The sequence below is a fragment of the Streptomyces sp. NPDC002835 genome (genome assembly GCF_053591995.1).
Genome location: NZ_JBSFUW010000009.1, coordinates 63,983 through 89,717, shown reverse-complemented (window position 1 = coordinate 89,717; position 25,735 = coordinate 63,983). Strand labels below are relative to the sequence as shown.

Genomic DNA, 25,735 nt, shown 5'->3' with positions numbered 1-25,735 from the left:
GGCGGTCCTCCTTTGTCACAGACTGTGTCGCCAGCCTGGTGAGCCGCTCGGCCGCCGCGTACGTATGGTCGGTGGACGGGTCGACTGAAGGCGGGACCAGCGATGACACACACGCACCGGGCGGCGTCGGACTACGGAATGCCCGACGACGGGCCGCGGGGGCTGCGGGAGCAGGCCGGACGGTATGCCCTGCTGCCGTTGCGGATCTTTCTCGGCGTGACGTTCGTCTACGCGGGCCTCGACAAACTCACCGACAGTGCCTTCATGTCGGCCACCGGCACCGGCTCCATCGGGGAGCTGATGGCCGGCGTGCGCGACACGTCCGCGATCCCCGCCCTCGTCGACCTGGCGCTGAAGAACCCGGAGGGCTTCGGCTACGCCATCGCCTTCGGAGAGCTCGCCGTCGGCATCGGCACGCTCCTCGGGCTGCTGGCCCGGCTCGCCGCTCTCGGCGGGGCGTTGATCTCGCTGAGCCTGTGGCTGACCGTCAGCTGGCAGACCGACCCGTACTACTACGGCAACGACCTCGCCTATCTGATGGCCTGGCTGCCGTTGGTGCTCGCGGGCGCGTCGCTGTTCTCCGTCGACGCCCTGATCGCGGCACGGCGACGGCGCACCCCGTAGTGCAGCGCGGCCACCGTGCCCGCCAGCCAGAGGCCGCCGAACACGATCGGGAACGCCACCCACCAGGGCGTGTGCCAGGCGCCGCCGGCGTCGCCGCCGTAGAGCAGGGCCGCGGTCAGTACGCTCAGGCCGGCGATCAAGCCGGCCGGGCGGAAGCCGTGCAGATACGCGCGGCGGGCTTCCGGTGCGGACTCATGACGTGGCACGGGTCACCTCCACATGTCCGACGCCCACTTCGAGCTCCAGCTCCAGCGTGCCCGCCGGTTTCGCCCCTTCGGGCGGGGCCAGCGTGCGCCGGCGGTCCTGGCTCGGGCCGACGTCGACGTCCTGCGCCGTCTCGTCGGGGAGCCGGATGTCGCCGACGCCGACCTCGGCGTCGATCTTCACCGTGGCGTCCTTGGGCAGGACGATCCTGAGCTGGCCGGCCCCGATCTCGGCCCGGGTAGACAGCGTCGTGCCGGCGGGAACGGCGACGGTGGACAGGTCGAGCGTGCCGGCTCCGGTGCCCAGCTCGTAGAACGGTTCGACGGCCGTGACCGACGCGGGCCGCCAGGTCCGCTCGCCCCAGGTCGTGCTGATGTCCTTCGGCAGCGCGGAGGCCCCCGCGAGCAGCACGGCCGTGACCATCGTCAGCAGGACGGTGCCGAAGCCGGTGCGCCCCAGGACCGAGCCGACGAGCAGGCCGAGCCCGAACACCGCCAGCGCGGCCACCAGGCCGATCTGCAGGGCCGTGCCCAGGGGTTGGCCCTCCCAGCTCAGCCCGGTTCCGAGGCCGCCCGCCAGCAGCGCCAGCAGGAAGACCGGTCCGCCGATGCCCCGCGGGCCCCGGTTCTGCCGGGGCACGGGGCCGTGCCCGGTGCGGGCCCGCGGTGCCGCGGCCTCCGCGACCGCCGACTCCGGGCCCCACAGATAGCCGGTCGGTACCGGCCCGGTCGTGCCGTCCTTGACGATCGGGTCGCGCCACCAGGAGGGGCTTTCCGGCACGGGCGGCGCCTTGGTCTCCGGCGGGGCCTCCGCGACCGCGTGGGCCGTCGCCGTGTCCCCCGGCGTGCCGTCGTGCACCGCCAGCCGGCGGCGCTGGGACCACACGGCCGCGCCGGCGACCGCCAGGGACAGCATTGCCGCGAAGAAGAGGGCTCCGCCGTTGCCCAGCATGGAGAGGAAGAGCCCGCAGCCGATCAGCGCGAGGAGCACGGCGGTCAGTGACGCGCCGTCGACCCGGCCGGTCAGCAGCCGGCGGAACTCGTTCTCCTCGTCGTCCTCCGACGGGAGCAGCAGCCAGGCGAAGCCGTAGAAGATCAGCCCGATGCCGCCGGTCACGGACAGCACGCCCACCGCGATCCGGAAGATCACCGGGTCCACGTCGCAGTACCGGCCCAGTCCGCCGCACACACCGGCCACCACCTTGTGGCGGGGGGAGCGGCGCAGCTGCGGTGTCTCGGGGGGCGGGACGGTCGGCTGCTCTGTCATGAGTCCATGGTGACGGCCCGGGCGGGGCGACGGGAGCCCGGACGACCCTGGCCCTTCCCTGATATCCGGCCCTGAGACGGCCACGGGATTTCAGGGCCGGTCAGGGACGGTTCAGGGGCGACCCTGATACCGCGCCGGGGCCCCGCGTGTGACGATCGGAGCATGCCAGTCGCCACTCCGGGAACCACCGGCTCCTCCCACGCACCCCTGCCGGAGGAGCCCGCGCTGCGCAGGCTCTACCGCAGCGCCGACGGGCGGATGCTCGGCGGAGTGGCCCGCGGCCTCGCGGGTCATCTGGGGCTTCCCGTCGTCTGGGTGCGGCTGGTCTTCCTCGGACTGTTCCTGGCCGACGGACTCGGCGCGGTGCTCTACGCGGTGTTCTGGATCGTCGTGCCCCTCGGGGTCGGCGGCCGGACCCCGGAGCCGCGCTCGGTGTTCGAGACCACCCCCGACGGGCGCCGCAGACTGCGCAAGCCCGACAAGGGGCAGCTCTTCGCGATGCTCGCGCTCCTCTTCGGCGCCGCCGTCTTCATCGGCAACGTCGACATGCGGGGCAGCAACCGCTACGTGTGGCCGACGCTGCTCATCGGCGCGGGCGTCGTCCTGGTCTGGCGGCAGGCGGACAACGCGCGCCGCGCCCGCTGGACCGACGTCGGCCGTCGCCGGCGGCTGCTCCAGCTGGCCCGGGCGCTGGCCGGTGTCGCGCTCGTCGGCATGGGCCTGACCGTCTTCATGGTGGTGCGCGGCTCCGCCGCCCAGCTGGGCAACGTGCTGACCGCCGCGGTCGCCGTCATCGCCGGGGTCGCGCTGCTCGCGGGGCCCTGGCTGGTGCGGATGACGCAGGACCTCTCCGAGGAGCGGACGATGCGCATCCGGGCGCAGGAGCGGGCCGAGGTCGCCGCGCACGTCCACGACTCCGTGCTGCACACCCTCACCCTGATCCAGCGGAACGCCGACGACGGCGGAGAGGTCCGCCGACTCGCCCGCGCCCAGGAGCGGGAGCTGCGAAACTGGCTCTACCGGCCGGAGGGCACCGGCAAGGAGGAGGACGAGGAGCCCGGCACCCTCGCGGAGGCGGTCAAGAGGACGGCCGCCGAGGTCGAGGACAAGCACGGCGTCCCACTCGAGGTCGTCGTCGTCGGCGACTGCCCGCTCGACGAGAAGCTGGCGGCACAGATGCAGGCCGCGCGCGAGGCGATGGTCAACGCCGCCAAGTACGGTGGCGCGGGAGGGGCGGTGCAGGTGTTCGCGGAGGTCGAGGGCCGTACGGTCTTCGTGTCCGTACGGGACCGGGGGCCCGGCTTCGACCTGGACGCCGTGCCGGAGGACCGGATGGGCGTCAGAGAATCGATCATCGGCCGTATGCAGCGCAACGGCGGGACGGCGCGGCTGCGCTCCGTGCCGGGGGACGGCACGGAAGTGGAGCTCGAGATGGAGAGGGCGGACGGATGACCGAGGCCGCAGAACAGACCGAGGAACGTCGGGTGCGGGTCGTGCTCGTCGACGACCACCGGATGTTCCGCACCGGTGTGCAGGCCGAGATCGGGGAGACCGAGCGGACGGGCGTCGAGGTCGTCGGTGAGGCCGCCGACGTCGACCAGGCGGTCACCGTGATCACGGCGACCCGGCCGGAGGTCGTCCTGCTCGACGTGCATCTGCCCGGCGGCGGCGGGGTCGAGGTGCTGCGCCGCTGCGCCCCGCTGATGGGCGCCGCGGAGAACCCGGTGCGCTTCCTGGCACTGTCGGTGTCCGACGCGGCGGAGGACGTGATCGGCGTGATCCGGGGCGGCGCCCGCGGCTATGTCACCAAGACCATCACCGGCGCGGACCTGGTCGACTCGGTCTTCCGGGTGCAGGACGGCGACGCGGTGTTCTCGCCGCGGCTGGCCGGCTTCGTGCTGGACGCGTTCGCCTCCACGGACGCGCCGCCGGTCGACGAGGACCTGGACCGGCTGACGCAGCGGGAGCGGGAGGTGCTGCGGCTGATCGCGCGCGGGTACGCGTACAAGGAGATCGCCAAGCAGCTGTTCATCTCGGTGAAGACCGTCGAGTCGCATGTCTCCGCCGTGCTGCGCAAGCTCCAGCTCTCCAACCGGCACGAGCTGACCCGGTGGGCGACGGCCCGCCGCCTGGTGTGACGGGCCGCCGGCCGGTTCAGCTCAGCGACATGTCGGTCTTGTCGCCGACCCGGGTGTAGCCGACGGCGGCGTAGACGCGTTCGACGTCCGCGTCGCCGGGCTCCAGCCAGACCGTGCGGCAGCCCTGCTCGAAGGCCCGGGCCGTCAGATAGGCGGAGAGGGCGGCGCCGATGCCCCTGCGGCGGTGGGAGGCGGCGACCGCGAGGCCGGTCAGCTCGCTGAGGCCGTCGACGGGGATCGAGCAGCTGCCCGCGGCGACCGGGGCGCCGTCCGTGTCGTCGGTGGCCAGCGCCGCGGCGCCGCCGCCCTCCGTGACGCGCCGCAGGGCCGCGATCTGGCCCTCCGTCACCTCGCCGTCCATGCCGTAGCCCGCGTGCTGCACGGCGGCCGCGGCGCGGTGCCCGGCCTCGTCGGTCAGCACCGTGGGGGTGATGCCGGGCACCGGGGGCGGCGTCACCAGCGCCTCGGGGGAGCAGGCGAGCAGGGGGGCGCGCCGCTCGACGGTGAACCCGGCGGCGAGCAGGGCCGGTTCGAGGGCGGGGGCGCAGGACGGCAGGAACTCCAGGCGCGGCAGCCGGTCCCGTTCGCGGAACACCTCGACCAGTGCCTTGATGTCGCCGGGCGTGGGGTTCACGCCGTGGTCGGGGACGGCGTAATTGACGGGCGGGATGGGCCAGTCGGCGTCGTAGCGGACCGTGAAGGGGCCGACGCGTACGTGGCCGGGCGAGCGGCGTGCGAGGGTGCGCACATAGTTCTGGACGTCGACGTCCACGTGGTCTCCTGCCGGTCGGGCAACGGGGGGCGGGCCCCCGGGACCCCGGGATGGTGCCACCCGGACCGGAGCCCCCGCTATCGGATTACCGGCACGGCCGTCACGCGGGACGGGTCGCCCCCGCGAACGGCATCTCGTCGATCGGCGCGATCCGCACCGGAGCGCCGGGCCGCGGCGCGTGGATCATCCTGCCGCCGCCGATATAGAGCCCGACGTGCGAGACGCCCGAGTAGAAGAACACCAGGTCGCCCGGGGCGAGTCGGGAGCGGGGAACGCGCTCGCCGGCGTTGATCTGGGTGTACGTGGTGCGCGGCAGCGACACCCCGGCGGCGCGCCAGGCGGCCTGGGTGAGGCCCGAGCAGTCGTAGGAGCCCGGCCCCGTCGCGCCCCACACGTACGGCTTGCCGAGCGCCCTGTACGCGTACGCGACGGCCTGGGCGGCCCGGCTGTTCGGGGCCCGCAGCGGGCTCCGGGGGGCGTCGGCGCGGTCGGCGCGGGCGGGCGCCCGGGTGGAGCCGCCGTCGTTGTACGCGGCGCGCTGCTCGGCGGTGAGCCTGGCCAGCAGCCGTTCGGCGGCCGCGAGTTTGCCGCGCACCGTGGCCTTGTGACCGGCCAGTTCCTTGCGGCGGGCCTCCAGCGTGGCGACCTTCTCCGCGGCCTGCTCCTTGAGGTCTGCCAGCTCCCTCAGTTGGCGCCGGACCCCGGCGATCGTGGCGGCCTGCCGGGCGCCGACCCGTTCGGCGCGGGCGGCGCGCTCCAGGTAGTCCTCCGGGTCGGAGGTGAGGGCGAGGCGCAGTCCGGGATCCATGCCGCCGTCGCGGTACTGGGCCGTGGCGACCGAACCGAGCGCGTTGCGGGAGGCGTTGAGCCGCTCGGTCCTGCGCGCGGCCTCGTCGCGCAGCGCGTCGAGCGACCTGCGGGCGCTCGACGTCTGCTCCTTGGCGCCGTTGTAGTTCTCGGTGGCGGCCTCCGCCTCCCGGTACAGCTTGTCGACCCGGATCTTGACCTGAGCGGGGGTGAGGCGGGGCTCGGCCTGGACCGTGCCCTCGAACGCGGTGCCGGTCGCCGCGCCGGCGAGGGCGAGGGTGACCGCGGTACGGGCGGCCGGCCCGCCGAACAGGCGCGGCCTTGGTTTCCGGTGGGTTGCCACGAGGGCTTCCACGTCCTTCCGTCGATCGCTGCCCGCCGTTCGCGTCCGGCGGCGGGCCGCACAGGGGAGCGGCCCACCGCCGGACATCCCGGCGGTGGCGGCCGAGTGCCGTCCGGCTGTACGACGGCTGGTGGGGAGTCGGCCACCTGAGGAAGGACGCTAGACGCCGCGGTCACGGGGGCGGGGCGGAAGGACCGCAAAGTACCGAAGATGGACGCTTGGGACCGGTTGCCGACCACCCGATGGACGTCACGGTTCCGCATTGCCGCGGCCTGCCGACCGATGCGGCGGAGCGGGCCCACCTGCCCGACGGGCGGTGGTATGGGGAGGGTTAGGCTCCGGCCATGGACGTACTCATCAATGTCTTCGTCGCCCTGCACATCATTGGTATCGCCTCGCTGCTGGGCGGATTCCTGACCCAGATGAAGGCGATGGGGGAGGGCACGGCCCGCTTCAACCCGGCGATGCTGCACGGCGCGCTGACCATGCTGGTCACGGGCGTGGCGCTGGTGGGTCTGAACCAGGCGGACGACCAGACGGTGAACAACCTCAAGATCGGCGTCAAGCTGGCGGTCCTGGTGGTGATCCTCGGCCTCGTCTACGTCAAGCGGGACGAGGAGAGGGTCGACAAGGCGCTGTTCGGCGCGGTCGGCGGCCTGACCATGGTCAACATCTTCATCGCCACCCTCTGGACCTGATCCGGGCCGGACATACCGGTGCCCGGGCGGCTCGGCCGCCCGGGCACTCGTGCGACCGGGGTCAGGCGGGGCGGACGCTGCCGTAGATCGGCATGTAGAAGATGGACTCCTCGCGGACGTTCGTGCCCGGCTTGGGGGCGTGGATCATCTTGCCGTCGCCGATGTAGATCCCGACGTGGCTGATGTCGTCGTAGAAGAAGACCAGGTCGCCGGGGAGCAGATCCGCCGTCGCGACGCGGGTGCCGACCTTCACCTGGTCCCAGGTGGTGCGCGGCAGGTCCACGCCGGCCGCCTTCCAGGCGGCCGCGGTGAGGCCGGAGCAGTCGTACGAGCTCGGGCCCGTCGCGCCCCACACGTACGGCTTGCCGATCTGGGCGCGGGCGAAGGCGAGGACCTTGTCGGCCTTGGCCGCGTAGGTGCCGTCGTCCGTGCCGGTCCCGGTGCCGGTGTCCGTACCAGTGTCCGTCCCCGGGTCGGTGGTGCCGGGGTCCGTGCTCGGGGCCGTCTCGCGCTCCTGGGCCTGCCGCTCGGCCTCCGCCCTGGCGGCGGCCTCGGCCGCGGCCTTCGCCTCGGCCTTGCGGCGGGCCTCCTCCTCCTTCTTCCGCTCGATCGCGGCGAGCCGTGCCTTCTCCTCCGCCGTCAGCGTCGACAGCAGGGTGCGCGCCTCCGCGAGCTTGGTCTGCACCGTCTGCTTGCTGGTGCGCAGCGCCTCCTGGGAGTCCGTGAGGGACTCGAGGCGCTTCGTCGCCGCCGCGCGCTGCTTGGCCGCCGCCGCCCGCTCGGTCTCGTACTCGCTGACCGCGGTGCGCTGCTGGGCCGTCATCCGGTCCATCAGCTGCGTCTGGTCGAAGTACGCCTGCGGGCTGTCCGCGAACATCAGCGCGGCGGTGGGCGTGACGGAACCGGTGCGGTACTGCGCGGCCGCGTAGTTGCCGAGCTCGCGGCGGGACTCGTTCAGCTTCTCGGTGCGCTTGGCCGCCTCGTCGAGGAGCTGGTCCACCTCTTGGCGCTTCTCCGCGGTGGCTTCCTTCGCCTTGTTGTACTCCTGCGTGGCGCTGCCGGCCTGCCGGTACAGGTCGTCGACCTTCTTCTGCACCTCTTCGATGCTGGGCTTCGGCTCGGCGGGCGCGGCCGTCGCGCTCTGCGTGGAGAGCAGGGTCACACCCGCGAGGGCTGCCGTGGTGAATCCGACGGCGGAGGACGGTTTGGTGCTTCGGCTGCGGGGCTTGCGATGCGACGCCAAGGCCGGCATCTCCTTCTTCCGTGGACCGCCTACCGGGTTAGCTGTCGGGTTCGGGCGAACGGAAGGTGCCCTACGGACCGAGTGGCGCGCGGTCCGATTCACCCCGGTGGTACTGGGTCCTCCCGTGTCGAGGACGGTGTCGGGAGGGTGGGTCCCCGGTTCCGGACTCCGTTGCCGGAGGCCGGATTCGGCGCAGGCCGCCCGTTCGGCGTGGTTCGCCGGGAGGGGTGCGGGCCGCCTGGTCGAGCACGCTAGCCAACTCGTGCAGCCGCTGTGAAGGTTGATGTTCGATATGTCCGATACATTTTCGTGACCTTTTTCGGCGGATGGTCCCCGGCCCGGCTCCGGAGGCGGATTCGTCGCCTGGCGGAATCGCGCCGTCACCGACCGTCGCCCGCCGCCGGTCTTCGGCGTGCGGCCACGGTTGTCGGTGCGGCCGCCTAGACTCGTTAGGCGATGAGCAGCCTCTTTGACGACAGCTTCCTGGCGGACCTTCAGCCCCAAGCGGACGAGCATCCGCCGCCGCCCGAGGATTCGGCTCCGGAGCAGATCCCGGACGACCTCTTCCAGGGCGCCTTCGACGTGCCCCCGGCCCGCGACGGGTACTACCGCGACGGCGCGCCGCGCCCCGTGGTGGACCCCGCCGCGCTCCTCGACGGGCTGAACGAACAGCAGCGCGCCGCTGTCGTGCACACAGGGTCACCCCTGCTCATCGTGGCCGGCGCCGGCTCCGGCAAGACGCGGGTGCTCACGCACCGCATCGCGCATCTGCTCGGGACCCGCCATGTGCACCCCGGCCAGATACTGGCGATCACCTTCACCAACAAGGCCGCCGGCGAGATGAAGGAGCGCGTCGAGCAGCTGGTGGGCCCGCGCGCCAACGCCATGTGGGTCATGACCTTCCACAGCGCGTGCGTGCGCATCCTGCGCCGCGAGTCCAAGAAGCTGGGCTTCACCTCGTCGTTCTCGATCTACGACGCCGCCGACTCGAAGCGGCTGATGTCGCTGGTCTGCCGCGATCTGGACCTCGACCCGAAGAAGTTCCCGCCGAAGTCCTTCAGCGCCAAGATCTCGAACCTGAAGAACGAGCTGATCGACGAGGAGACCTTCGCCGACCAGGCCCAGGCCGGTTTCGAGAAGACGCTCGCCGAGGCGTACCGGATGTACCAGGCGCGGCTGCGCGAGGCCAACGCCCTGGACTTCGACGACATCATCATGACGACGGTCCACCTCCTCCAGGCCTTCCCGGACGTCGCCGAGCACTACCGCCGCCGCTTCCGGCACGTCCTCGTCGACGAGTACCAGGACACCAACCACGCGCAGTACACGCTCGTGCGCGAGCTGGTGGGCACCGGCTACGAGGACCTGGACCCGGCCGAGCTCTGCGTCGTCGGCGACGCCGACCAGTCGATCTACGCCTTCCGCGGCGCGACCATCCGCAACATCCTCCAGTTCGAGGAGGACTACCCGGACGCGACGACGATCCTGCTGGAGCAGAACTACCGCTCCACCCAGACGATCCTGTCCGCCGCCAACGCCGTCATCGAGCGCAACGAGTCCCGCCGCCCCAAGAACCTGTGGACCAACGCGGGCGAGGGCGCCCAGATCACCGGCTACGTCGCGGACACCGAGCACGACGAGGCCCAGTTCGTCGCCGACGAGATCGACCGGCTCACCGACCAGGGCGAGGCGAAGGCAGGCGACGTCGCCGTCTTCTACCGCACGAACGCCCAGTCGCGTGTCTTCGAGGAGATCTTCATCCGCGTCGGCCTGCCCTACAAGGTCGTCGGCGGGGTGCGCTTCTACGAGCGCAAGGAGGTCCGCGACGTGCTGGCCTATCTGCGCGTCCTGGCCAACCCCGAGGACAACGTTCCGCTGCGCCGCATCCTGAACGTGCCGAAGCGCGGCATCGGTGAGCGCGCGGAGGCGATGGTCGACGGCCTCGCGCTCCGCGAGAAGATCACCTTCCCGCAGGCCCTCAAGCGGGTCGACGAGGCGTACGGCATGGCGGCCCGCTCCGCCAACGCGGTCAAGCGGTTCAACGTGCTTATGGAGGAGCTGCGGACCATCGTCGACTCGGGCGCCGGCCCGGCCGTCGTGCTGGAGGCCGTGCTCGAGCGGACCGGCTATCTCGCCGAACTGCAGGCGTCCACGGACCCGCAGGACGAGACCCGTATCGAGAACCTCCAGGAACTGGCGGCCGTGGCGCTCGAGTTCGAGCAGGAGCGCGGCGAGGAGGAAGGCGCCGGGACGCTCGCCGAGTTCCTCGAGAAGGTGGCGCTCGTCGCCGACTCCGACCAGATCCCCGACGCACCTGCTGAATCTGCTGCTGACGCAGCGGGCTCCGAGGACACCGGTGTCATCACGCTGATGACACTGCACACCGCCAAGGGCCTCGAGTTCCCCGTCGTGTTCCTGACCGGCATGGAGGACGGCGTCTTCCCGCACATGCGGGCGCTGGGGCAGGCGAAGGAGCTCGAGGAGGAGCGGCGCCTGGCGTACGTGGGCATCACCCGCGCCCGCGAGCGGCTCTATCTGACCCGCTCCTCGATGCGCAGCGCCTGGGGCCAGCCCTCGTACAACCCGCCCTCGCGGTTCCTCGAGGAGATCCCGGTCCAGCATCTGACATGGAAGCGGACGGGCCCGATGGCCGCGCCCGCCGGGCCCACGTCCGGCATCGCGTCCTCGCTGTCGTCCTCGCGTTCGCGCGGCGGCGCCTCGGGCTTCGCCACGCGGCGCACGAGCGACAAGCCGGTGATCTCGCTGGTGGTGGGCGACCGGGTCACACACGACCAGTTCGGGCTGGGGACCGTGGTCGAGGTGAAGGGCGCGGGTTCGGAGGCGCAGGCGACGATCGACTTCGGGGACGAGAAGCCGAAGCGGCTGCTGCTGCGGTACGCGCCGGTCGAGAAGCTCTGACACGCCGCTGAGAAGGGTCTTGTCGACGACGAAGCCGGCCCCCGCGGGGGCCGGCTTCGGTGGTTCGTGGACTTGTGGCGGCTTCGGTCAGCCCTGGGTGGGGTCGATGCCGTTGCTGCGCATCCACGGCAGCGGGTCGATGGCCGCGCCGCCGCCGGGCCTGACCTCGAAGTGCAGGTGGGGGCCCGTGGAGTTGCCGGAGTTGCCGGAGTAGGCGATGACGTCGCCGGCCTTGACCCAGCCGCTGCGGATCTTGGTGCTGCTCAGGTGGCAGTACCAGGTCTCCGTGCCGTCCGCCGCCGTCACGATGGCCATGTTGCCGTAGGCGCTGTTCCACTGGGTGCGGACGCTGCCGTCCGTGGCGGCCATGACCGGAGTCCCGTACTGGACGGGGAAGTCGATACCGGTGTGCAGCGACATCCAGTTGACGCCGGACTGCCCGTAGTACGCGCTGAGCTGGTGCAGCTTCACCGGCAGCATGAACTTGGGGCGCAGCGCCTCGCGGCGTGCGGCCTCCTCCTCGCGCTTCTTCTTCTCCGCCGCCTGGCGTTCCTTGAGGTCGATGCGCTCCTGGGTGCGGGAGGCGCGGTCGCCGAAGTCACGGGCGTCGGCGCTGAGCGCGGCGAGCTGGGTGTCCATGGCGTTGTTGGCGGCGACCGGCTCGACGGAACCGGGGTCGGGGGCCGCCACGTTGCTCTTGTCGTCCTTCGTCTCACCGCCGAGGCCGCTCACGGACGCGGCGGCGACACCGGCCACGCCCATCACGCAGGCGGACGGCACGGCGACGCTGAGGAGCGCGGACCGCTTCGCGGGCGTGCGGCGGCGGCCGCGGCTGCCGCCGGAACGGCGCACCGGGCGGGGCTCGACGGGGGCGGCCGGCACGACGGGCACGGAGGCCATCGTCTGGGTCATCGCGTTGTGGTCCGCGCCGTCCGCGTCCTCGTCCCCGGCTTCGGCGTGTTGGGGCTCGGCGTGCTCGGCGCCGTCCGCCGGCTCGTACTCGGCCTGTTCGTACTCGGCCGGCTGGTACTCCGCCGCGGGCGCCGGTTCGTACTCCGTCGCGTAGTCGGCCTCCGGGCCGGTCCCGTGCTCGGACGCGGACTCCGTCTCGAAGGGCACGGACTCGTACCCGTTGTCGCCGTACGCGTCCGGTGTCTCGTAGGCGGCGTATGCGTCGTGCGCGACGTACGTGTCCTGCGTCGCGTACTCGGCGGGCTGGGCGAACCCCTGGTCAGGAACGAACTGTTGGGGGACGAGGCCGTCCGGCGTGGCGGTCGCGGAGTTCCACGCGGTGGCGTCGTAGCTGCCGGTCTCGAAGGCGCCGGGGGTCCACTGGCCGGTCGCGTCGTAGGCGAAGGTGGCCGCGGCCGTCTCGTACTGGCCGGTCCCGCCCGCCTCGTTCCAGGCGTTCGCGTCCCACTGACCGGTCGACTCGTACTGGCCGCCGGCGGCGTCGTACTGCCCGGTCGTGTCGTACTGCGCGTACTGCTGCTCGTAATCCTGGTCCTGCTGGGGCTGTTGGGCCTGGAGCGTCATGTCGCCGTAGGCCTGGTGCCCGCCGGCGCCGGTGTCCCACTGGGACGCGTCGTACTGGCCGCTGTGGCCCGCCTCGTAATTGCCCGGAAGGGCCCCGAAGAGCGGATCTGAGTCGAAGCTGCCGGTGGCGTTGCCGCCGTACCCGGCGTGGGCGTGCTGGTCGTTCACCAACTTCTCTCTCGCCTCGACAGCAGGACCTGTTTTCTGGAACCGCCCGTTTGCACAGGGGGTCCCAGGGGGAAGCAGTGGCGCGACTGTACCCGGCGGTACGCGACGGCGACAATCTTCGGTGGCATCTACGCAATCAGGAAACGGGCATTCGGCCGCGTTTCGGCGGTCCATAGCCGGAGCCTTGGCCCTACGTTCGAGAACTGTTCGATCGATCGGTGCCGGTCGGTCGGTTCACGCGACGGATGCGGGCGCGGACGCGGAACCGGGGGAAGTGGAACGGGAACCGTCCATGTCCGACACGCCCGATTCGAGCGCCTCGCGGATACTGTCGGCGACCGCGGGGTGAACGGGCAGTGCGAGATGGCCGATTCCGCTCACCCGCACGTTCTGCACGAGAAGGTCGGGATGGTCGACCTTGGCCGTCTCGACCGGCACCGTGATCCGGTCGAGATCGCTCCAGAAACTGACGAACCGGGTGCGGCAGTCCGGCGCGGGCAGCCGCAGCTCCTCGATCACCGGCGAACCCGGCCGCATCTGCCGCACGATCGGATGCGCGCTCGCGAGCGGCGCGACGGTGGTGCCCGAGTGCGGGGTGCCGAGCGTGACCAGGGTGCGGACGCGCCGGTCACCGCCGAGGCGCTGCACGTAGTAGCGCGCGATCAGCCCGCCGAGGCTGTGTCCGACGACGTCGACCTCGTGGTGTCCGGTGCGCGCGCAGATCTCCTCGACATGGCGGCCGAGCAGATCCGCGGCAGCCCGGATGTCGCAGGTGAGGGGCGAGTAGTTGAGGCATTCGACCGGGTGGGGGCCGCGCCGGGCGAGCGCCCGGCGCAGCAGCACGAACACCGAGCGGTTGTCGGCGAAGCCGTGCAGCAGCACGGTCGGCACGGCGGCGGGCGACCTCGGCAGAGTGGGCGCCGGGCGGGTGCGGCGGCGGCGCTCCGGAGTGAGGCCGGTGGGGTAGAGGAGCAGATGTCCGGCGAGGATCACCAGCTCAAGTGCGGTGGCCCGCAGCAGCGCGGCGGGCAGACGTGGGGTCCTCACGACGACCTCCCGTACGGCACGGCGGGGGCGGCTCTCCCCCGCGTGCCCTCATGGGAAGCGCGCACGACCGGGCCGGGGCGCGGTGCGGTCGACTCCGCGCCTCGGCGTCGCCGTACCGCCGTGCCGTGCGGCTGGCGGCGCGGTGGTACGGCGACCTGTGGTGGACCTGCGGCGGCTTCCCGTGCGACCGTGCCTGCGGGGCCGCGCGGGGGCGTGCGCGGGATCCGAAGCAGAAACGACGCTCGGCGAAAATGTCCCACGTGTGATTTCCCCCTCCCCGCGTGCCGCGAAACGGCCCCGTGCGGGATGCTGGAGATAACGTTCGTTCACTTCCCCGTGTCCCGGTACGGCTGCGGGGAGCCAGGAGGCAGTGATGGGTGTGACTGGTCCGATCCGCGTGGTGGTGGCCAAGCCGGGTCTCGACGGCCACGACCGCGGCGCCAAGGTGATCGCGCGGGCGCTGCGCGACGCCGGTATGGAGGTCATCTACACCGGGCTCCACCAGACGCCCGAGCAGATCGTCGACACGGCGATCCAGGAGGACGCCGACGCGATCGGTCTCTCGATCCTCTCCGGCGCACACAACACGCTCTTCGCGAAGGTCATCGCACTGCTGAAGGAGCGCGACGCGGCGGACATCAAGGTCTTCGGCGGCGGGATCATCCCGGAGGCGGACATCGCTCCGCTGAAGGAGCAGGGCGTGGCGGAGATCTTCACGCCGGGTGCGACGACGGCGTCGATCGTGGACTGGGTCAACGCGAACGTCCGCGTCCCGGCGTAGCCCTCGGGCGGGCGGCGGACCGGGCCCACTTCCGGGCGCGGCGCGGCCCGGGGCACGTCTCGGGGCGGGGCCTGGTCCCGGGTGCGTTTCCGGGCGTGGCCGGTCCTGTGCGTTCGGGGTTCGGGTGCCGCGTGTTTGGGCGGGCCCGGTCCGGGTTGCGTTTCCGGGCGCGGCCCGGTCCGATGTCGTTTGGCGTCCGGGTGCCGCTCCGGGGGCATGTCCGGGACTGCTTTCTCGTACTTGCCTCGCCCAAGACTTACGACGCCTTACGTCCCGGACACGCCCCCTGCGCGTCCCCCTGCCCCGGGGCGGCCGTTTCGCCCCCGCCGGTGGGCGTGTGCAGGTGGGAGAAGTCCCCCGCCCCGCCCCTTCCCGAAACTGGGGCTCCGCCCCAGACCCCGACGAGGCGCGCCGGGCGGCCGGCTGGCCGTGCGGGCTCCGCCCCGGACGGCCGATACGGTGCGCACGGCTGTCGGCACCGAACCGGGTCTGGACGGCCCGAGACCCCGCACCACCCACCGGACAGGGCAGACCCACCCCGGGGCACGCCGCGCCCCCGACGGGGCCGGGGCCGCCTGCTCCGACCGGACGGGGCACCGGGCTACCCGGTCAGTTCCTGGGACATCGTCGCTCGGAGGCGCAGCGTGGAGACGAGGCGTTGGAACGCCTCGGACCAGTAGCTGCCCGCTCCCGGGGACGCGTTCTCCTGGTCGTCCGGGGTGGCCGTGAGGATCTCCATGCGGGTGGCCTCGTCCGGGGACAGGCAGCGTTCGGCCAGGCCCATGACGCCGCTGAAGCTCCAGGGGTAGCTGCCGGCGTCCCGGGCGATTTCGAGGGCGTCGACGACCGCCTGTCCGAGTGGCTCAGCCCACGGCACCGCGCACACGCCGAGGAGCTGGAACGCTTCCGGCAGGCCGTGTGCGGCGATGAACCGGGCGACCCAGGCGGCGCGTTCGTCGTCCGGGAGCGTGGCGAGGAGTTTCGAGCGCTCGGCCGGGGACGTCGTGCCGGGCCCGGTGGACGGCGACGTGGCGGGGGAGCCGAGCAGAGCGCGGGACCAGTCGGCGTCGCGCTGCCGGGCCGCCGCCCGGCACCACGCGGCGTGCAGTTCGTCCGCCCAGCCGTCGGAGACGGGCAGCGCCACGATCTCGTCGGGGGTGCGCCCGCCGAGCCGGCCCGGCCAGACGGAGAGTGGCGCGGCCTCGACCAGTTGGCCGAGCCACCAGGACCGTTCGCCGCGTCCGGACGGCGGCGTCGGGGCGATGCCGTCCCGCTGCATGTCGGCGTCGCATTCGTGGGGCGCCTCCACGGTGATGGCTCCCGCGGTGTCACCGCTGCGGTCGATCGCGACGCAGGACACGGCACGGGCGGCCATGCGGCCGGCGAGCGCCGAGTGGGGCAGCGCGGAGAGGAGTTCCGCAGCCGTGGAGCGGACGTTGCGGCTGCGGTCGGACAACGCCTGCTCCAGGAACGGCTCGTCCGCGTCGGAGAGCCCGGTCCGCAGGGAGTCGAGGAACATCAGCCGGTCCTCGGCCCGTTCGGTGGACCAGGTCGTGCCGAGCAGCGCCCGGGCGGCGTCGGCGTCATGAGCCCGTACGGCGGTGAGCAGCGCGACCCGTTCCGCGAACAGGCCCTCCTCCCACAGAGTCCGTACGGCCTCCGCGTCGTCGACGGCGGGCAGGGCGGAGCCCGCGGATCCGCCGCGCAGCGCGTACTTCCACTCCGCGTTGAGCCGGGCGAGCCACAGCCCGCGCGGCCCGGCGAACTCCAGCGCCTGCGGGCGCAGGTCCGTGCGGCCCCGGGCGGCGTCGAGCAGCGCGGGGAGGACGGACGCGGGCGCCCGGTAGCCGTGATCGTTGGCGGCGGCGAGCCATTGGGGCAGCAGTTCGGTGAGGTCGGGGGCGGTGCCGCGCCGGCCGCCGGCGCCGGAGGGCCCGGCACGGTCGGCCAGCAGCTGGACGAGCCGCCGCCGCGCCGGCTCGGGCAGGGCGGGGCGGGCGTCGTGCGGCGCGGGGTCGGGCGCGGTGCCGGCCGGTGCCGCGGGGCGCAGGCCCGCCCGGCGCCGTACGGTGTGCAGCGCGGCGGCGTCGAGCAGGGCGACGGGCGCGTCCTTGCTGGCGGGTGTCAGGCCGGCCGGCGGTGTCCGGCGGTCGGTGCCGAGCAGCGCCGAGGTGACGATCTCTTCCCACGGTGACGTACTGGCCGTGCGGATCATGGGTTTCCCTCCCGTTCCTGGGCGTTCAGATCAGCGGGACCGTCTCCGACATGTCCGCGGGCCACGCGGTCAGCGGCATGAACCCCTGGTGGCCGAACTCGCCGAAGACGGTGACCGGCCGGCCACCGGCGAGCGCGACGAGCTTCCACAGCCCGGGGCGGGCGAGCGCGGCGGGCGCGACGGGCAGCGCGTCGCTGCCGTCGGCGTCGACGAGCTGCCATCCCTCCCCGTCGGGCACGGGTATGACTTCGGTGAGGGTGACCGGCCAGGAGTCCAGCCACGGGTCGTCCCGCAGGGCCTGTCCGTACGCGTCGACCGCACCGGCGCACGGTCCGCCCGGCGGCGGTGCGTCGATGGCGACGGGCAGCGTGAACTGCTCGCCCAGTTCGGCTCTCGGGCCGCTGCCGGTGTGCGGGGTGACCTCGGCGTCGATCATCAGCCCCACGGGCAGCGCGAGTTGTGGCGCACGGCCCGCCGCGCCGAAGGACAGCAGCAGCGCGGCCCGCCGGGAGGTGCGCCCGTACAGCCAGATGCGGCGGGTGGTGAGCTTGCCGTCGGAGGACTCGTACTGGGCGAGGATCAGCCAGCGGTCCCGGACGGCCGGCCCCTCGGCGGCGGAGGAGAGCCCGACCCTGGTGCGGACCGTCGCGGTCAGCGGTTCCGGCAGACCTTCCCGCCCCAGCCAGGCGGAGTCCAGCAGATGGATCAGGGAGCACTCCTCCAGGAGCCGTACCGGCCAGCCGGGCCCCGAACCCGGTATCGCCCCCAGGTCCCGTACCCGCGCGGCGAGTCCGGGGGCCTGGGCGTCGACCATGCGGGCGGCGGTCTCCTCCCACAGTCCGTACCCGGACTGCTCGGCCGCCGCGAGCCCGCCGCGCAGCAGATCGGCGAGGCGCTGTTCCAGCTCGGTGGCGCCCGCGGTGATCCGCTCGGCGCGGCGCTCGGCCCGCCGCCGGGCGGCCTCCGGGTCGGCGCTCTTCGCGCCCGTCCCGGCGTCCTGCTGTTCCTTGCCCGCGGCGCGTTCCCTGCGCGCCGACAGCCATTCCTCCGCCCAGTCCGGCACGGAGCCGGAGCCGGGCACGGCCTGTTCGTCGCAGGCCCAGAGCAGCAGCAGCCCCAGCGCGTGCTTGCACGGGAACTTGCGGCTCGGGCAACTGCACTTGTACGCGGGACCGGTGGTGTCCACGACGGTCTGGTACGGCCTGCTGCCGCTGCCCTTGCACAGACCCCATACGGCCCCCGCCGCGTCGCAGCCCGCGGCGGACCAGGGCCCGGCCGAGCCCAGCTTGCTTCCCGCCTTGCGCGACGCGTCGTCAGGAGCCAGTGACAGCACCTGCTCGGTCGCCCAGCGGGCGCCCTGAGCCATGGCGTGCGACGCCGTTTCCCCGTTTGTCAGAAGCATGGGAACGACGCTACGGCCGACCACTGACAATCGCCCCTGACACCCGATCGACCCGCTCCCGCACGTCGGCGGCGCGGTGCGCCGGCCCCGGCCGGCCGGCCGCTCGGACCGGTCGCCGGCGCGGGTGGCGAGACCCGCCGAACCCTCGGGAAAACGCACCTGACCTGCGGTCATGTCGCTGCGGCGGGGCGGCTGTCAGTGGCATGGTGCACGGTTGTTCTCACAACGGGTCGAACGATCTGGAGGGGGATTCCATGACCGTGTCAGAAACCGCCGGGACCACCGGAGCCGACGCCCTGCGGCCCCACGCGGAGGACGCTTTCGCCGACGAACTGCGGGCGCTGGCCGCGCTCGACGACCGGCCGCGGCCGGTGAACTGGCGCATGTCGCCGTGGGCCGTCGCCACCTATCTGCTCGGCGGCACACTCGCCGACGGCACCGTGATCACGCCGAAGTACGTGGGGCCCCGCCGGATCGTCGAGGTCGCCGTCACCACGCTCGCCACCGACCGCGCCCTGCTGCTCCTCGGCGTGCCGGGCACCGCGAAGACCTGGGTGTCGGAGCATCTGGCCGCGGCCGTCAGCGGCGACTCCACCCTTCTGGTGCAGGGCACGGCCGGCACCCCGGAGGAGGCCATCCGCTACGGCTGGAACTACGCGCAGCTGCTGGCGCACGGCCCCAGTCGCGACGCGCTGGTGCCCAGCCCGGTCATGCGCGCCATGTCCGAGGGCATGACCGCGCGGGTCGAGGAGCTGACCCGTATCCCGGCCGACGTGCAGGACACACTCATCACGATCCTGTCGGAGAAGACGCTGCCCGTGCCCGAGCTGGGGCAGGAGGTGCAGGCGGTCCGCGGTTTCAACCTCATCGCGACCGCCAACGACCGCGACCGCGGGGTCAACGACCTCTCCAGCGCCCTGCGCCGGCGGTTCAACACCGTCGTGCTGCCGCTTCCGGAGACGGCCGAGGCGGAGGTCGACATCGTCTCGCGGCGCGTCGACCAGATAGGGCGCTCGCTGGACCTGCCGGCCGCGCCGGAGGGCCTGGAGGAGATCCGCCGCGTGGTCACGGTCTTCCGGGAGCTGCGCGACGGCGTGTCCACCGACGGCCGCACGAAGATCAAGTCGCCGTCCGGCACGCTGTCGACGGCCGAGGCGATCTCCGTCGTCACCGGCGGCCTCGCGCTGGCCGCGCACTTCGGTGACGGCGTGCTGCGGCCGGGGGACGTGGCGGCCGGCATCCTGGGCGCGGTCGTGCGCGACCCGGCAGCCGACCGGGTCGTCTGGCAGGAGTACCTGGAGACCGTGGTCCGCGAGCGGGACGGCTGGAAGGACTTCTACCGCGCCTGCCGCGAGGTGAGCGCATGACCGGCCCGCTCCTGCTCGGAGTCCGCCACCACGGACCGGGCTCGGCCCGGGCGGTGCGGGCCGCGCTGGAGGCGGCCGCGCCCGCGGCCGTACTGATCGAGGGCCCGCCGGAGGGCGACGCCCTGCTGCCGCTGGCCGCCGACGAGCAGATGCGTCCGCCGGTCGCCCTGCTCGCCCACGCCACGGACGACCCGGGCAGGGCCGCCTTCTGGCCGCTGGCCGAGTTCTCCCCGGAGTGGGTGGCGATCCGGTGGGCGCTGGCCAACGGCGCCGCGGTGCGCTTCATCGACCTGCCCGCCGCGCATTCGCTCGCGATGACCGACGAGTTCCGCGACGAGCGGGAGACGCCGGCGGCGCAGAAGGAGGAGGGGCCCGAGGAGACGGCGGACGTGCGGATCGACCCGATCGCGGTGCTCGCCGCCACCGCCGGGTACGACGACCCGGAACGGTGGTGGGAGGACGTCGTCGAGCTGCGCGGCGGCCACGGCACGCGGGCGTCAGCGGCCTCCCCGGACGCCACGACCTCCCCGGACGCGACGGGCGGCGCCGGCGAGGCGGCCGATCCGTTCGCGCCGTTCGCCGCGCTCGGGGAGGCCATGACCGCCCTCCGGGAGACGTACGGCCACGGCGGACACGACAGGGACCTCGTCCGCGAGGCGTACATGCGGCTCCAGCTCCGCGCGGCCAGAAAGGAGTTCGGGGACGGCGCGGTCGCCGTCGTCTGCGGCGCCTGGCACGTCCCGGCGCTGGAGACGAGGACGACGGTCACCGCCGACAAGGCGCTCCTCAAGGGGCTCCCCAAGGTCAGGACCGAGATGACCTGGGTGCCCTGGACCCACCGCAGGTTGGCCCGCCGCTCCGGGTACGGCGCGGGCATCGACTCGCCCGGCTGGTACGGCCATCTCTTCGGCGCGCCCGACCGGCCCGTCGAGCGCTGGATGACGAAGGTCGCCCGGCTGCTGCGGGACGAGGACCGCATGGTGTCGTCGGCCCATGTCATCGAGGCCGTCCGGCTCGCCGGGACGCTGGCCGTCATGCGGGGCCGGCCGCTCGCCGGGCTGACCGAGACGGTCGACGCCGTCCGGGCCGTGATGTGCGAGGGCTCCGACGTGCCGCTCGACCTCGTCAGGGACCGGCTCATCGTCGGGGACGTCCTCGGCGAGGTGCCCGACACGGCGCCCGCCGTGCCGCTCCAGCGGGATCTGACCCGGCAGCAGCGCAGCCTGCGGCTCAAGCCGGAGGCGCTCGAACGTGAGCTGGATCTCGACCTGCGCAGGGAGAACGACGCCGCCAGGAGCCGGCTGCTGCACCGGCTGCGGCTCCTCGCGGTCGGCTGGGGCGAGCCGGCCACGGGCCGGGGGAGCACCGGCACGTTCCGGGAGAGCTGGCGGCTGCGCTGGGAGCCCGAGCTGTCGGTGAAGGTCGCGGAGGCCGGCGTCTGGGGCACCACGGTGCTTTCCGCCGCCACCGCCAAGGCCGAGGCGCGGGCCGTCTCGGCGACGGCGCTCGCCGAGGTCACCGCACTTGCCGAGCAGTGCCTCCTCGCGGAACTGCCAGACGCGCTCCCCGTGGTGATGAAGGCACTCGCGGACCGGGCCGCTCTCGACGCCGATGTCGGCCACCTCGCCCAGGCGCTGCCCGCGCTGGCCCGCTCGCTGCGGTACGGCGACGTGCGGAGCACCGACACGGCAGCGCTCGGCGAGGTCGCCGCGGGGCTCGCCGAGCGGATCTGCGTCGGCCTGCCGCCCGCCTGCACCGGGCTCGACGCGGACGGGGCGGCCGAGATGCGCGAGCACCTCGACGGCGTGCACACCGCCGTCGCCCTCCTCCCGGACGCCGGCGGCGGCATGGGCGAGCGCTGGCGGTCCGTGCTGCACAAGCTCGCCGGCCGCGACACCGTCCCCGGAGTGATCCGCGGCCGCGCGGCCCGGCTGCTGCTGGACGAGGGGCGGCTCGCGGAGGACGAGGCCGCGCGCCTGATGGCGCTCGCGCTCTCCCCGGGCACGGAGCCGGCCGAAGCGGCGGCCTGGATCGAGGGGTTCGTCGGCGGCGCGTCCGGGGGAGGGCTGTTGCTGGTCCACGACGAGCGCCTGCTCGGCCTCGTCGACGCGTGGCTGTCCGGCGTGCCGGCCGGCGCGTTCACCGACGTGCTGCCGCTGCTGCGGCGCACCTTCTCCGCGTACGAACCGGGGGTGCGCCGCACGCTCGGGGAACTCGTCCGGCGCGGACCGGGGGCGGCGGCCGGACCGGCGCGGACGGATGCCGGTGCACCCGGCTTCGGGCCCGGCCTCGACACGGCGCGCGCGGACGCGGTGACCCCCGTGCTGCGGATGCTGCTCGGAATCGACGACAACGACCTGGCGGGGGTGGCCCGATGACGGCGAGCACCGGCGTGAACATGAGCGAAGCGACCGCCGGGGACAGCGGCGCGAGTGCGGACGACGAGCGGCTGCGGCGGTGGCGGCTGGTGCTGGGCGGAGAGTCCGGCGCGGACGGCACGGGCCGCGCACTGACCGGCACGGACGCGGCGATGGACGGGGCGCTCGCCTCCCTCTACGGCAGCGGCGCGGGCACCGGCCCCGGCGGCGGACGCGGGAACCGCGGCGGCGCCAGGACGGCGGGGCTCGGCGCGTCCGCGCCGTCCGTCGCCCGGTGGCTGGGCGACATCCGCACCTACTTCCCCAGTTCGGTCGTCCAGGTCATGCAGCGCGACGCGATCGACCGGCTCGGTCTGTCCACCCTGCTGCTGGAGCCGGAGATGCTCGAGGCCGTCGAGGCGGACGTGCATCTCGTCGGCACCCTCCTCTCGCTCAACAAGGCCATGCCGGAGACCACGAAGGAGACCGCCCGTGCCGTCGTGCGCAAGGTCGTCGACCAGTTGGAGAAGAAGCTCGCCACCCGCACCCGGTCGACGCTGACCGGTGCGCTCGACCGCTCGGCGAGGATCAACCGGCCGCGTCACCGCGACATCGACTGGGACCGCACGATCCGGGCGAACCTGAAGAACTACCTGCCGGAGTTCAACACCGTCGTCCCCGAGCGGCTCATCGGCTACGGCCGCGCGTCCCAGTCGGTGAAGAAGGAGGTCGTGCTCTGCATCGACCAGTCGGGCTCGATGGCGGCGTCCGTCGTCTACGCGTCGGTGTTCGGCGCCGTGCTGGCCTCGATGCGCTCCATCGCGACCCGGCTCGTCGTCTTCGACACGGCGGTCGTCGACCTCACCGACCAGCTCGACGACCCGGTGGACGTCCTGTTCGGCACCCAGTTGGGCGGCGGGACCGACATCAACCGGGCGCTGGCGTACTGCCAGTCGCAGATCACCCGCCCCGCCGACACCGTCGTCGTACTGATCAGCGACCTCTACGAGGGCGGAATCCGCGACGAGATGCTGAAGCGGGTCGCGGCGATGAAGGCGTCCGGAGTGCAGTTCGTCACTCTGCTGGCGCTCTCCGACGAAGGCGCGCCGGCCTACGACCGGGAGCACGCGGCAGCCCTCGCGGCCCTCGGAGCACCGGCGTTCGCCTGCACGCCGGATCTTTTTCCGGACGTCATGGCGGCGGCCATCGAGAAACGGCCGCTCCCCATACCGGACATGGTGGCTCATCAGTGACAGTAGGGGACATGACGTCTCATCGGTAACGAGGGACTTGCGTAGCCCCGGGAGCCTCGTGCGAGCATCGCGTGCATCCCGGCTGAAGCCGACCCGAGAGTGAGCCCCCTCCACCGTGACCGCCGCAGCGCTCCGCCCCGCTGCCGTCCCGCGCGCGCTGCGCCGGGCGGTGTCCGGGCCGTGGACGCTGCGGGTCCTGCTGATCCTCGGGGGAGTCCTGACGCTCGGTCTTCTCTTCGGCGCTCCCGCGTACGCGGCCGAGGCCGGGGCCGGCGCCGCGGCTCCGGCCCGGGCCGATGTCCGGCCGGAAGGCACCGCCGACGCGTCGGCGGAGTCCCGGTCGGCCGGAACGCAGGCACAGGCGCAGGGCCAGGTGTCCACGGAGACCGGGGTCTCCGGCTCCGTGGAGTCCGAGTCCGCCGGACCGGCCGCACGGCTCGAGACCGACGAGCCGGCGGCCGCCGGGCACGCAGATGAACCGAGGCGCGTGGCCGACCGGTCCGCACCCGCTGTCGGCACCGCGACGGCCGTGCCTCCGGCGACTGCCGCGGGCGTCGAGCCGACCGTGGAAGCGGTCCGCGAGGCGACCCGTCCGGTCCCCGACGACGTGACGGGCCCGACCCGGCAGCTGATCGGCGCCGTCGCCGGTCCACTGCCTGCCGCACCACTGCCTGCCGCACCACTGCCTTCCGGCCCGCTGCCGGGCCCCGGCGGCGTCGTCGTCCCCGGCGACGGTCCGGCGGCAGGGCCCGCGCCGGGCTACGCGCCGTTCACCACAGAGCCCGGGGGCAGTGCCCTGGCCATGCGCCCCGCTCACGCCTCGGCCGACGCCGGGCACGCTGTTGCCAAGGGCATCGGCCGGTACTGCGGCGAGCGGAGCGGCCACCCCGGTGCGGCGCTGCTCGCGTCCGCCGACTCCCCGGCGCACTCGCCCGGGCCCGGCCCGGTCGACCCGTGCGAGCACCGGCAGGGCGTGGTGCAGCACTCGGGCGAGACCCACACGCCTCGCGCCGGCGACCAGCCGGCGGCGACGTCCGACGCAGGCGCGGCGGACGCGTTCGGCTCGGCTCCCGGCTGTCCGGCGGCGGAGCCGCCGACCCGCGACAGGCCGCGCGACGTACTCGAATTCCCCGGCTAGGGCAGGCCTTTCCCCCGCCTCGACCTGCCACGCGGGGGTGGGCAGGTCTGCCCGCCACTCCGGAGCCCTTCCGCTCCTCCGGATCGCCGAACGAATTCGAAGGAACCGCCAAGCATGCACAAGAACATCCGCCGCTCGATCGCCGTCGCCGCCACGGCCACCGGTATGTGGGCCCTCGGGACCGCCGTGGCCAGCGCCGACGAGGCGCCCGTCTCGGTGCCGCTGTCCACCCCGGACCAGATCACCGACGCGGCCGACGCCGTCGACGCCTCCCTCGGCATCGACGGCGACGGTGCCTCGGCCGGTGTCCAGGTCACCGACCAGGGCGTCGTCGGTGTCGAAGCGCAGCACGGTCTGCCCTCGACCGGCCTTGAGGGCCTGACGTCCGACATCCAGGACCAGACCCGCCAGTACGTCGAGGGCACCGTCCCCTCGTACGAGACTCCGTCCCTGCCGGACGCGCAGCTCCCCGACGCCCAGCTCCCGTCCGTCGGCACCCCCTCCGTCCCGTCCGTCGGCATCCCGTCGGTCGAAGCCCCCTCCGTCGACTTCCCCTCCGCCCCCTCCGTCGACATCCCGGCCGCCCCCACGGTCGACGCCGACATCGACTACCTCTTCGGTCCCCTCTCCGCCTTCGTGCAGGAGCTCGAGCAGGCCCCGGCCGGTGCCGAGGCCCGTGCCCAGGGCGCGGTGGAGGCGTCCGGCCCGATCGTCGACGAGACCTCCGCGGCCGTGCTGCCGCCCATCCTCGCGACCGCCCTCGCCGGCGCCCAGCCGGTCGCCGCCCAGGCCGCCGGCGACGCGGGCTACTTCGCCCAGGGCGTCGCCGCCGACGCGCAGCCGTTCGCGGAGGGGGTCGCCGGCCACGCCCAGCCGTTCGCCGGCGGCGTGGTCTCCCAGGTGCAGCCCTTCGCGACGGGAGTCGCCGACGAGGCGCAGCCCTTCGCGGCCGGTGTGGTCTCCGAGGTGCAGCCGCTGGTCGACACCGTGGCCGGCCACGTCCAGCCGCTCGCCGAGGGCGTCGCAGGCAGCGCCACCGGCCTGGCGTACGGCACGACCGGCCAGGTGGACCCGTTCGCCGCCGGTGTGGTGTCCGAGGTCGAGCCGTTCACGCACGACTTTGCGACGAACGTCACGGGCGACGCCGCGCCGCTCGTCGGGAACGCGGTCGGCGGGGTGCAGGGCGTCGTGTCCGACGTGACCCCGAGCTACCTGCCGTACGGCATCTGAGCGACGACCCGGTCAGGCACCCGCCAGGTGCCTGACCAGCGGGCCGGCACCGGGCCGGGACGCCCCCGAGGTTCAGGGGGCGTCCCGGCCCTCCGTCGTCACGGAGGCGCGCCGGACGCGGTCCGGGCGCCACGCCGGGGCGGCCGTTGTGACCGTAATCACCGCTCAGGTGTGATCTGCGATTTAGGGGCGCGCGTCCGGCGGGGATAACCTGCCAGGCGGACATG

20 protein-coding genes and 1 riboswitch are annotated in these 25,735 nt (G+C 73.4%); of the genes, 11 read left to right on the top strand and 9 right to left on the bottom strand.

Going from position 1 to position 25,735, the window contains the following annotated elements:
* The first annotated feature begins 102 nt into the window (after window positions 1-102).
* Window positions 103-624, top strand: coding sequence for a DoxX family membrane protein (locus ACWD01_RS12415; protein WP_451160874.1), 522 nt, complete (start codon window positions 103-105; stop codon window positions 622-624).
* Here ACWD01_RS12415 and ACWD01_RS12410 read toward each other — a convergent pair.
* Together ACWD01_RS12410 and ACWD01_RS12405 are read right to left on the bottom strand one after the other, a co-directional pair.
* Entirely contained in the window at window positions 531-830 is a 300-nt protein-coding gene (locus ACWD01_RS12410; RefSeq protein ID WP_451160872.1) for a hypothetical protein, read from the bottom strand. The genes ACWD01_RS12415 and ACWD01_RS12410 overlap by 94 nt on opposite strands.
* A complete protein-coding gene (locus tag ACWD01_RS12405) occupies window positions 817-2,094 on the bottom strand; it encodes a PspC domain-containing protein (RefSeq protein ID WP_451160870.1) in 1,278 nt (425 codons plus the stop codon). The genes ACWD01_RS12410 and ACWD01_RS12405 overlap by 14 nt, the downstream gene beginning before the upstream one ends.
* Window positions 2,095-2,256: 162 nt before the next feature.
* Here ACWD01_RS12405 and ACWD01_RS12400 point away from each other — a divergent pair, with 162 nt between their 5' ends.
* Together ACWD01_RS12400 and ACWD01_RS12395 are read left to right on the top strand one after the other, a co-directional pair.
* Window positions 2,257-3,546, top strand: a complete 1,290-nt coding sequence (locus ACWD01_RS12400) for a PspC domain-containing protein (protein ID WP_451160868.1) — start codon at window positions 2,257-2,259, stop codon at window positions 3,544-3,546.
* Entirely contained in the window at window positions 3,543-4,232 is a 690-nt protein-coding gene (locus ACWD01_RS12395; RefSeq protein WP_451160866.1) for a LuxR C-terminal-related transcriptional regulator, read from the top strand. The genes ACWD01_RS12400 and ACWD01_RS12395 overlap by 4 nt, the downstream gene beginning before the upstream one ends.
* Before the next feature lie 16 nt (window positions 4,233-4,248).
* Here ACWD01_RS12395 and ACWD01_RS12390 read toward each other — a convergent pair whose 3' ends face one another.
* Window positions 4,249-5,004, bottom strand: a complete 756-nt coding sequence (locus ACWD01_RS12390) for a GNAT family N-acetyltransferase (RefSeq protein WP_451160864.1) — start codon at window positions 5,002-5,004, stop codon at window positions 4,249-4,251.
* Window positions 5,005-5,104: 100 nt separating this feature from the next.
* Window positions 5,105-6,154, bottom strand: coding sequence for an NlpC/P60 family protein (locus ACWD01_RS12385; RefSeq protein WP_451160862.1), 1,050 nt, complete (start codon window positions 6,152-6,154; stop codon window positions 5,105-5,107).
* Between the two features lie 344 nt (window positions 6,155-6,498).
* Here ACWD01_RS12385 and ACWD01_RS12380 point away from each other — a divergent pair, with 344 nt between their 5' ends.
* On the top strand, window positions 6,499-6,852 hold the full coding sequence (locus tag ACWD01_RS12380; protein ID WP_451160860.1) for a hypothetical protein: 354 nt from the start codon (window positions 6,499-6,501) through the stop codon (window positions 6,850-6,852).
* Window positions 6,853-6,913: 61 nt separating this feature from the next.
* Here the strand turns inward: ACWD01_RS12380 and ACWD01_RS12375 are convergent, their stop codons facing one another.
* Window positions 6,914-8,104: an NlpC/P60 family protein gene (locus ACWD01_RS12375; RefSeq protein WP_451160858.1), complete on the bottom strand. Its 1,191-nt coding sequence runs from the start codon at window positions 8,102-8,104 to the stop codon at window positions 6,914-6,916.
* Window positions 8,105-8,106: 2 nt separating this feature from the next.
* Window positions 8,107-8,298: riboswitch (cyclic di-AMP (ydaO/yuaA leader) on the bottom strand.
* 253 nt (window positions 8,299-8,551) lie between these two features.
* Between ACWD01_RS12375 and pcrA the strand changes: the two genes are divergently transcribed.
* On the top strand, window positions 8,552-11,014 hold the full coding sequence (pcrA, locus tag ACWD01_RS12370; protein ID WP_451160856.1) for a DNA helicase PcrA: 2,463 nt from the start codon (window positions 8,552-8,554) through the stop codon (window positions 11,012-11,014).
* Between the two features lie 87 nt (window positions 11,015-11,101).
* Here the strand turns inward: pcrA and ACWD01_RS12365 are convergent, their stop codons facing one another.
* Both ACWD01_RS12365 and ACWD01_RS12360 read right to left on the bottom strand, forming a co-directional pair.
* Window positions 11,102-12,718, bottom strand: coding sequence for a M23 family metallopeptidase (locus ACWD01_RS12365; protein WP_451160854.1), 1,617 nt, complete (start codon window positions 12,716-12,718; stop codon window positions 11,102-11,104).
* A gap of 234 nt (window positions 12,719-12,952) precedes the next feature.
* Window positions 12,953-13,765: an esterase/lipase family protein gene (locus ACWD01_RS12360; RefSeq protein WP_451160852.1), complete on the bottom strand. Its 813-nt coding sequence runs from the start codon at window positions 13,763-13,765 to the stop codon at window positions 12,953-12,955.
* Between the two features lie 373 nt (window positions 13,766-14,138).
* Here ACWD01_RS12360 and ACWD01_RS12355 point away from each other — a divergent pair, with 373 nt between their 5' ends.
* Complete coding sequence (locus ACWD01_RS12355; RefSeq protein WP_356895328.1) at window positions 14,139-14,546, top strand: cobalamin B12-binding domain-containing protein; 408 nt, start codon at window positions 14,139-14,141, stop codon at window positions 14,544-14,546.
* A 601-nt stretch (window positions 14,547-15,147) separates the two neighbouring features.
* Here ACWD01_RS12355 and ACWD01_RS12350 read toward each other — a convergent pair.
* Window positions 15,148-16,761, bottom strand: coding sequence for a DUF5691 domain-containing protein (locus ACWD01_RS12350; protein WP_451160850.1), 1,614 nt, complete (start codon window positions 16,759-16,761; stop codon window positions 15,148-15,150).
* Window positions 16,762-16,786: 25 nt separating this feature from the next.
* Complete coding sequence (locus ACWD01_RS12345; protein WP_451160848.1) at window positions 16,787-18,163, bottom strand: SWIM zinc finger family protein; 1,377 nt, start codon at window positions 18,161-18,163, stop codon at window positions 16,787-16,789.
* Window positions 18,164-18,417: 254 nt separating this feature from the next.
* Here ACWD01_RS12345 and ACWD01_RS12340 point away from each other — a divergent pair, with 254 nt between their 5' ends.
* The 5 genes from ACWD01_RS12340 to ACWD01_RS12320 all read left to right on the top strand — a co-directional run bounded on the left by ACWD01_RS12340 (window position 18,418) and on the right by ACWD01_RS12320 (window position 25,508).
* Entirely contained in the window at window positions 18,418-19,530 is a 1,113-nt protein-coding gene (locus ACWD01_RS12340) for an ATP-binding protein (RefSeq protein WP_451160846.1), read from the top strand.
* The gene (locus ACWD01_RS12335) at window positions 19,527-21,908 is read left to right on the top strand and encodes a DUF5682 family protein (RefSeq protein ID WP_451160844.1); all 2,382 of its coding nucleotides are present in this window, start codon (window positions 19,527-19,529) and stop codon (window positions 21,906-21,908) included. The genes ACWD01_RS12340 and ACWD01_RS12335 overlap by 4 nt, the downstream gene beginning before the upstream one ends.
* Before the next feature lie 20 nt (window positions 21,909-21,928).
* Window positions 21,929-23,140: a VWA domain-containing protein gene (locus ACWD01_RS12330; RefSeq protein ID WP_451161117.1), complete on the top strand. Its 1,212-nt coding sequence runs from the start codon at window positions 21,929-21,931 to the stop codon at window positions 23,138-23,140.
* 115 nt (window positions 23,141-23,255) lie between these two features.
* Window positions 23,256-24,278: a hypothetical protein gene (locus ACWD01_RS12325; RefSeq protein WP_451160842.1), complete on the top strand. Its 1,023-nt coding sequence runs from the start codon at window positions 23,256-23,258 to the stop codon at window positions 24,276-24,278.
* A 114-nt stretch (window positions 24,279-24,392) separates the two neighbouring features.
* Entirely contained in the window at window positions 24,393-25,508 is a 1,116-nt protein-coding gene (locus ACWD01_RS12320; RefSeq protein WP_451160840.1) for a hypothetical protein, read from the top strand.
* Window positions 25,509-25,735 lie beyond the last annotated feature (227 nt).